Below are 4,650 nucleotides of genomic sequence, written 5' to 3'. Positions count from 1 at the left end.
CAATATCTTGATGACATTGCCTTTAAAATCAACTCAATGCCTCGCAAAATGTTTGACTTTAAAACTGCTTATGAGATAGAATTTTTAAAAATGAATAGTGGTGCGGTTGAGATTTGATAAAAGAAAATAACCCCACCAGCAGGGTTATTTGTAATCTATTACACCAATCCAACGACTTTGGTTTCCATCACTACCATCCTTATGATAACTTATTACAAGTTTTTCAACAGGACTCAGTATAAACGTATATTCATCAAATACTTCATTCGACTTTAACTCATAGACACCAAACCTTGCTTCTACATCGCTTAATGGCGTTTCAAATGTCAGAAAATCATTCACTACAATATCTACAGATACATCACCACCAAAAGTTCTATTTTCAGCATATATCTCTGCAATTTTTGCTTCTGACATTTTCACTTCTTGGTCACTGTCATTACTAAACGTTACTTTTATGATGTTGTCATTATTTCTTAAATACATATTACTCATTTTTGTTTTTGGAGGCATTACTTGATCAATATCCTGCTCAGGAACCCACCCATTCGCAACAAAATCTTGATACGGCGCCGGTAGCACGTACTTTATGCCTTTAAGAGACACATTAAGTGACGTTTCCAAAACGATTTCCGGCTCTACAGGCTTTACTATTTCAGGGTCTTTGGAACCACATCCTAGCAATAACACTAAAAACACACCAACGATAGAAATTCTTTTTATCATTAGAAATCCTCCATGTCGTCGTCATATGGATCTAGATAGACATCTGTCCCCACACCGCAACACACACCTATTCTGCCAGTATTTGCAGCAGTAAATAACTCGCTTTTTTCCACAATTCCATCAAAAATTGATTCATCTATCTTCAGAATGGCAGACAATTCCTTAGCTTTAGGATATGCCCCCGAATGAACAATCTCGCCATCCACGACAAGAACAGGCAATAATAAGTTAAATTGGTTTGACGCCTGAGGATCATTAATACGTTGAATATTAATTTCGCTATCTTGTAACATATCAATTAATTTATCAAAATTTTCACGTCTAACATCTGTACTAATACCTAATAACGAGGTCGCTAAATCTACTGACGATTCATAAATTTTTAATTCCATCAATACTCCCCCTTTAACACTCGCTCATAAACATCCTTCAATTGAATTCCAATTTCTTTTATACTTCGTTCCTCAGCAACTTTATACGCAGCCTCAGTTGTCGAGGGTAATTCATCCCTTAAATATGCCCGAATCAAGTAGACAAAATCACGGATTGAATTTCCTTTATAACAACTTTCCTCATGAACCAACCAAGGATCATAGACACCAATATCACGAACAATGGTTTGACAACGAGAAGCTAGAGCCTCCAGAACTACGATTCCTTCAGTTTCTTCATACGATGGGAAAAAGAATACATCTGCAGATGCATATGCGCCTTCGATAATGTCACCCTTTATGTATCCTGGCAAAATTACATTATTCGGCTTCTCACGAATTGCATCCCTAACCTTAGATGTAACACTCGCAAGTGGTGTATGTCCAAACCAAATAAATGTGTACTCCGGTAATGCACGTGCGACCTCCATAAAATCGGGTAATCCTTTACGCTCAAAATACAATCCGACTGAAATAATCACTTTCCGATCTTCCGGTAAGTTGAAATATTCTCTAAATGCCTTCACCTTTGAGTCATCATGTGTAAAACGAGCCAAGTCAATACCGTTAGAAACAGCTTGAATGGGTTTCTCTATACCATACGATTCAAGAATTTGTTTAGCATATGGAGTCGGTGTTAATATATAATCACCTAACTCATAACTTGAAATAATATGCATTTTAAAAAGTGGCGATAATTGGTTGGAAAATATGAAAGAATTTCTAAAATCTTCCTCTGTTGAGTGAGCATGGTATACGACTTTCTTTCCCTCTTTACGTGCTTTATTAGCCATAGCACGTGCCGCTAAATCGACTGTGTTAATGTGTACGATATCATAAGAATCATTTTCATCAGTAGTAAATGGAACACCCGCTTCTGTCAGTGCTCTGACTTGATGCTTCATCGCTCTCCCAATTCCTGATTTACTTAAGGCTTTTTCACCTCGTTGATATAATAAGACTTTCATAAATACCACCTTTGCTGTATCATTATTACTAATACAGTACCACTATGTACTTTCACTGTCAATTCGCAAACTGCGATAAAAATTCTACTGTATTTAGAAGATAAATTCATTAACTATATAGAAAGATTGAGGGTGTATGATGACCGGAGAAAAACGAAGAATTTCGATTGTTGAATTACTTATGCAAGAACATAAACGCCCGCTTAGTGCACAGTATATTGCCAATATCTTTAAGGTTTCTCGACAAATTATCGTAGGTGATATTGCGCTTTTGCGAGCACAAGGTGTTAGTATCCAAGCGACACCACGAGGCTATATTATCAATCAAACCGATAAACGCCCTCACTATATTATTCCAGTCGCACATCATAATGAAGACACACGAAGAGAATTATCTTTACTGGTCGACAATGATGTCTCTGTGATTGATGTGACCGTGGAACACCCAATTTATGGTGAAATTACTGGTCAACTCAATATCAATACGCATGAAGATATTGAGGCATTCATTAGTAAAAACGGAACGCCACTATCTTCACTTACAGATGGCATTCATATCCACACGATTGCATGCAATGATGATGCACACTATCAGTTTATTCTTAAACTTCTGAGAAAACATAATCTTCTTTATGAATCAAACTAAGCTAGGTGTCTTGACACCTAGCTTTTATTTATTTACTATAGTCCTAGGTGTCAAGACACCTAGGAGAAACTATGAAAACAACAAAGAATATTACCTTGAGTGCCATTTTAATTGCAATGGGAATTGCGATTCCCACTTTTATGCCTAAGTTCATTCTGCCCCCTGCATCCTACACTTTAGCGTCACACGTGCCAATCTTCATTGCGATGTTTATATCCCCTGTAACGGCGGTTTCTGTGGCTCTAGGGACAGCCTTTGGCTTCCTTATGACAACTACTCCAGAAATTGCTGCACGGGCTCTATCACACGTTATCTTCGCTACGATCGGAGCGCTATATTTGCAAAAGCATCCTTCGCTAATCAAAAATAAAAAACAATTACTTATTTTCAACATTATCATTGCCATTATCCACGCAAGTTCAGAAGTTCTGGTTGTTACACCATTTTACTTCACTAAAACTCTTTCCCAGAATAGTAGCTATATAGTTAATATCATACTTCTTGTCGGCATCGGCGGGTTTATCCACAGTATAGTTGATTTCTTCATTGCTCAAACAGTCTTCGGCAAAGTAAAAACTGTGATAAGATAGTGTTACTGGCTTGGAGGCAGTGATATGAAAACACAATTTATTTGCTATAAGAAATGCTCAACCTGTAAGAAAGCAGAAAAATTACTCAGAGAACTAGAAATTGACTTTGATTCGCGTGAAATAATGGACGACAACCCAACATCTGAAGAATTGCATTCATGGATTGAAGTAAGTGGACTTCCACTAAAATCCTTTTTCAATACTTCAGGTATTATGTATCGAGAGTTAAACTTGAAAGATAAACTTCCGACTTTAACCGATGATGAAGCCATAGATTTACTCGCAACATCTGGTCGACTCGTGAAGCGTCCAATTCTAATTCACGCTAACACAATCTTGGTGGGATTTAGAGAAAGTGATTATTTGGAGTTGTTCGCAAAATGATTACATTAATTTCCCCAACAAAAACGATGGTTGAGTCACCATTGAACTATTATCAAGTACCTGTATTTAACACAGAATCTCTTATGATATTTAATGAACTCAATCAACTTGATTTCAATCAAGCAAAAAAAGTTTATAAGGCTTCCGATAAGATTGTCCATAAGTCTCTCGAAATGATTAATAACTACCAGCCTTGTGGTGCTGCAATATTTTCATTTAAAGGTGCTTCATTTAAATCTATGAATGTAGATTCATGGTCAAAAACTGATCTTGAATACGCAAATTCACACTTAATTATACTTTCTTCACTCTTTGGCCTACATAAGCCTTTTGATACTATTGCACCTTATCGTTTGGATTATTTAAGCGATATATCTATAGATTTATATGACTATTGGACAGAGTATGTGACAGCATATATAAATTCACTCCAAATGCCTATAATTAATCTAGCTTCAAAAGAGTATTCAAACTCTGTAGACTTTTCAAAAATTGATGGCCCCGTTATTAATATAGAGTTTAAAGAATTTGACGGAGTTAAATATACTGCAAAATCAACTTATGTTAAATCGGCAAGAGGTGCATTTGTGCAAGAAATCATCAAGAACAAAGTAAGAACAGTTAATGCTCTTAAATCAATCTCTGTCCACGGATATGAATTTCAACACGATCTTTCAAATGATTCATCGTTGGTATATATTCACTCAACAAACCAACTAGAAATGCAGAAAGTATAATTATTTGTACTATGTAGTAAAACCGTACCTTACTGGTACGGTTTTCTTTTATCAAATCTCAACCGCACCACTATTCATTTTTAAAAATTCTATCTCATAAGCAGTTTTAAAGTCAAACATTTTGCGAGGCATTGAGTTGATTTTAAAGGCAATGTCATCAAGATATTG

Annotated in this window: 7 protein-coding genes and 2 pseudogenes; 5 read left to right on the top strand and 4 right to left on the bottom strand. The window is 36.0% G+C overall.

Annotation, left to right across the window (positions count from 1 at the left end; genetic code table 11):
• Positions 1–117: pseudogene (locus GVV20_RS10205) on the top strand (IS30 family transposase); the annotation flags it as partial.
• A gap of 27 nt (positions 118–144) precedes the next feature.
• Here GVV20_RS10205 and GVV20_RS10200 read toward each other — a convergent pair.
• Genes GVV20_RS10200 through GVV20_RS10190 form a run of 3 tightly spaced genes read right to left on the bottom strand, consistent with a single transcriptional unit; the run spans position 145 to position 2,125 of the window.
• Positions 145–726, bottom strand: a complete 582-nt coding sequence (locus tag GVV20_RS10200; RefSeq protein WP_159741614.1) for a hypothetical protein — start codon at positions 724–726, stop codon at positions 145–147.
• Entirely contained in the window at positions 726–1,118 is a 393-nt protein-coding gene (locus GVV20_RS10195) for an arsenic metallochaperone ArsD family protein (protein WP_159741615.1), read from the bottom strand. Before GVV20_RS10195 ends, GVV20_RS10200 begins: the two co-directional genes overlap by 1 nt.
• Positions 1,118–2,125: an LTA glycolipid anchor biosynthesis glycosyltransferase, IagA/BgsA family gene (locus GVV20_RS10190; protein WP_159741616.1), complete on the bottom strand. Its 1,008-nt coding sequence runs from the start codon at positions 2,123–2,125 to the stop codon at positions 1,118–1,120. Before GVV20_RS10190 ends, GVV20_RS10195 begins: the two co-directional genes overlap by 1 nt.
• 136 nt (positions 2,126–2,261) lie before the next feature.
• Between GVV20_RS10190 and GVV20_RS10185 the strand changes: the two genes are divergently transcribed.
• From GVV20_RS10185 to GVV20_RS10170, 4 genes are all read left to right on the top strand, one after another.
• Positions 2,262–2,771 (top strand): transcription repressor NadR, encoded by a 510-nt coding sequence (locus tag GVV20_RS10185; RefSeq protein ID WP_236261805.1) that lies wholly within the window; start codon positions 2,262–2,264, stop codon positions 2,769–2,771.
• Between the two features lie 71 nt (positions 2,772–2,842).
• Positions 2,843–3,361 (top strand): hypothetical protein, encoded by a 519-nt coding sequence (locus GVV20_RS10180; RefSeq protein WP_159741617.1) that lies wholly within the window; start codon positions 2,843–2,845, stop codon positions 3,359–3,361.
• A 24-nt stretch (positions 3,362–3,385) separates the two neighbouring features.
• Positions 3,386–3,745, top strand: a complete 360-nt coding sequence (locus tag GVV20_RS10175) for an arsenate reductase family protein (protein ID WP_159741618.1) — start codon at positions 3,386–3,388, stop codon at positions 3,743–3,745.
• Positions 3,742–4,482, top strand: coding sequence for a YaaA family protein (locus tag GVV20_RS10170; protein WP_159741619.1), 741 nt, complete (start codon positions 3,742–3,744; stop codon positions 4,480–4,482). The genes GVV20_RS10175 and GVV20_RS10170 overlap by 4 nt, the downstream gene beginning before the upstream one ends.
• A gap of 51 nt (positions 4,483–4,533) precedes the next feature.
• Here GVV20_RS10170 and GVV20_RS10165 read toward each other — a convergent pair.
• Positions 4,534–4,650, bottom strand: a pseudogene (locus GVV20_RS10165) (IS30 family transposase); the annotation flags it as partial.

The sequence above is a fragment of the Erysipelothrix aquatica genome, assembly GCF_009828775.2.
Classification (GTDB): Bacteria; Bacillota_I; Bacilli_A; order Erysipelotrichales; family Erysipelotrichaceae; genus Erysipelothrix; species Erysipelothrix aquatica.
Note: the sequence above shows the minus strand (reverse complement) of the source record. Positions and strands in the feature narration are given on the sequence as shown.

Excerpts from the sequence above, each read along its gene's own strand:
- GVV20_RS10200 (WP_159741614.1), bottom strand. The coding sequence starts at position 726 with ATGATAAAAAGAATTTCTATCGTTGGTGTGTTTTTAGTGTTATTGCTA.
- GVV20_RS10195 (WP_159741615.1), bottom strand. The coding sequence starts at position 1,118 with ATGGAATTAAAAATTTATGAATCGTCAGTAGATTTAGCGACCTCGTTA.
- GVV20_RS10190 (WP_159741616.1), bottom strand. The coding sequence starts at position 2,125 with ATGAAAGTCTTATTATATCAACGAGGTGAAAAAGCCTTAAGTAAATCA.
- GVV20_RS10185 (WP_236261805.1), top strand. The coding sequence starts at position 2,262 with ATGATGACCGGAGAAAAACGAAGAATTTCGATTGTTGAATTACTTATG.
- GVV20_RS10180 (WP_159741617.1), top strand. The coding sequence starts at position 2,843 with ATGAAAACAACAAAGAATATTACCTTGAGTGCCATTTTAATTGCAATG.
- GVV20_RS10175 (WP_159741618.1), top strand. The coding sequence starts at position 3,386 with ATGAAAACACAATTTATTTGCTATAAGAAATGCTCAACCTGTAAGAAA.
- GVV20_RS10170 (WP_159741619.1), top strand. The coding sequence starts at position 3,742 with ATGATTACATTAATTTCCCCAACAAAAACGATGGTTGAGTCACCATTG.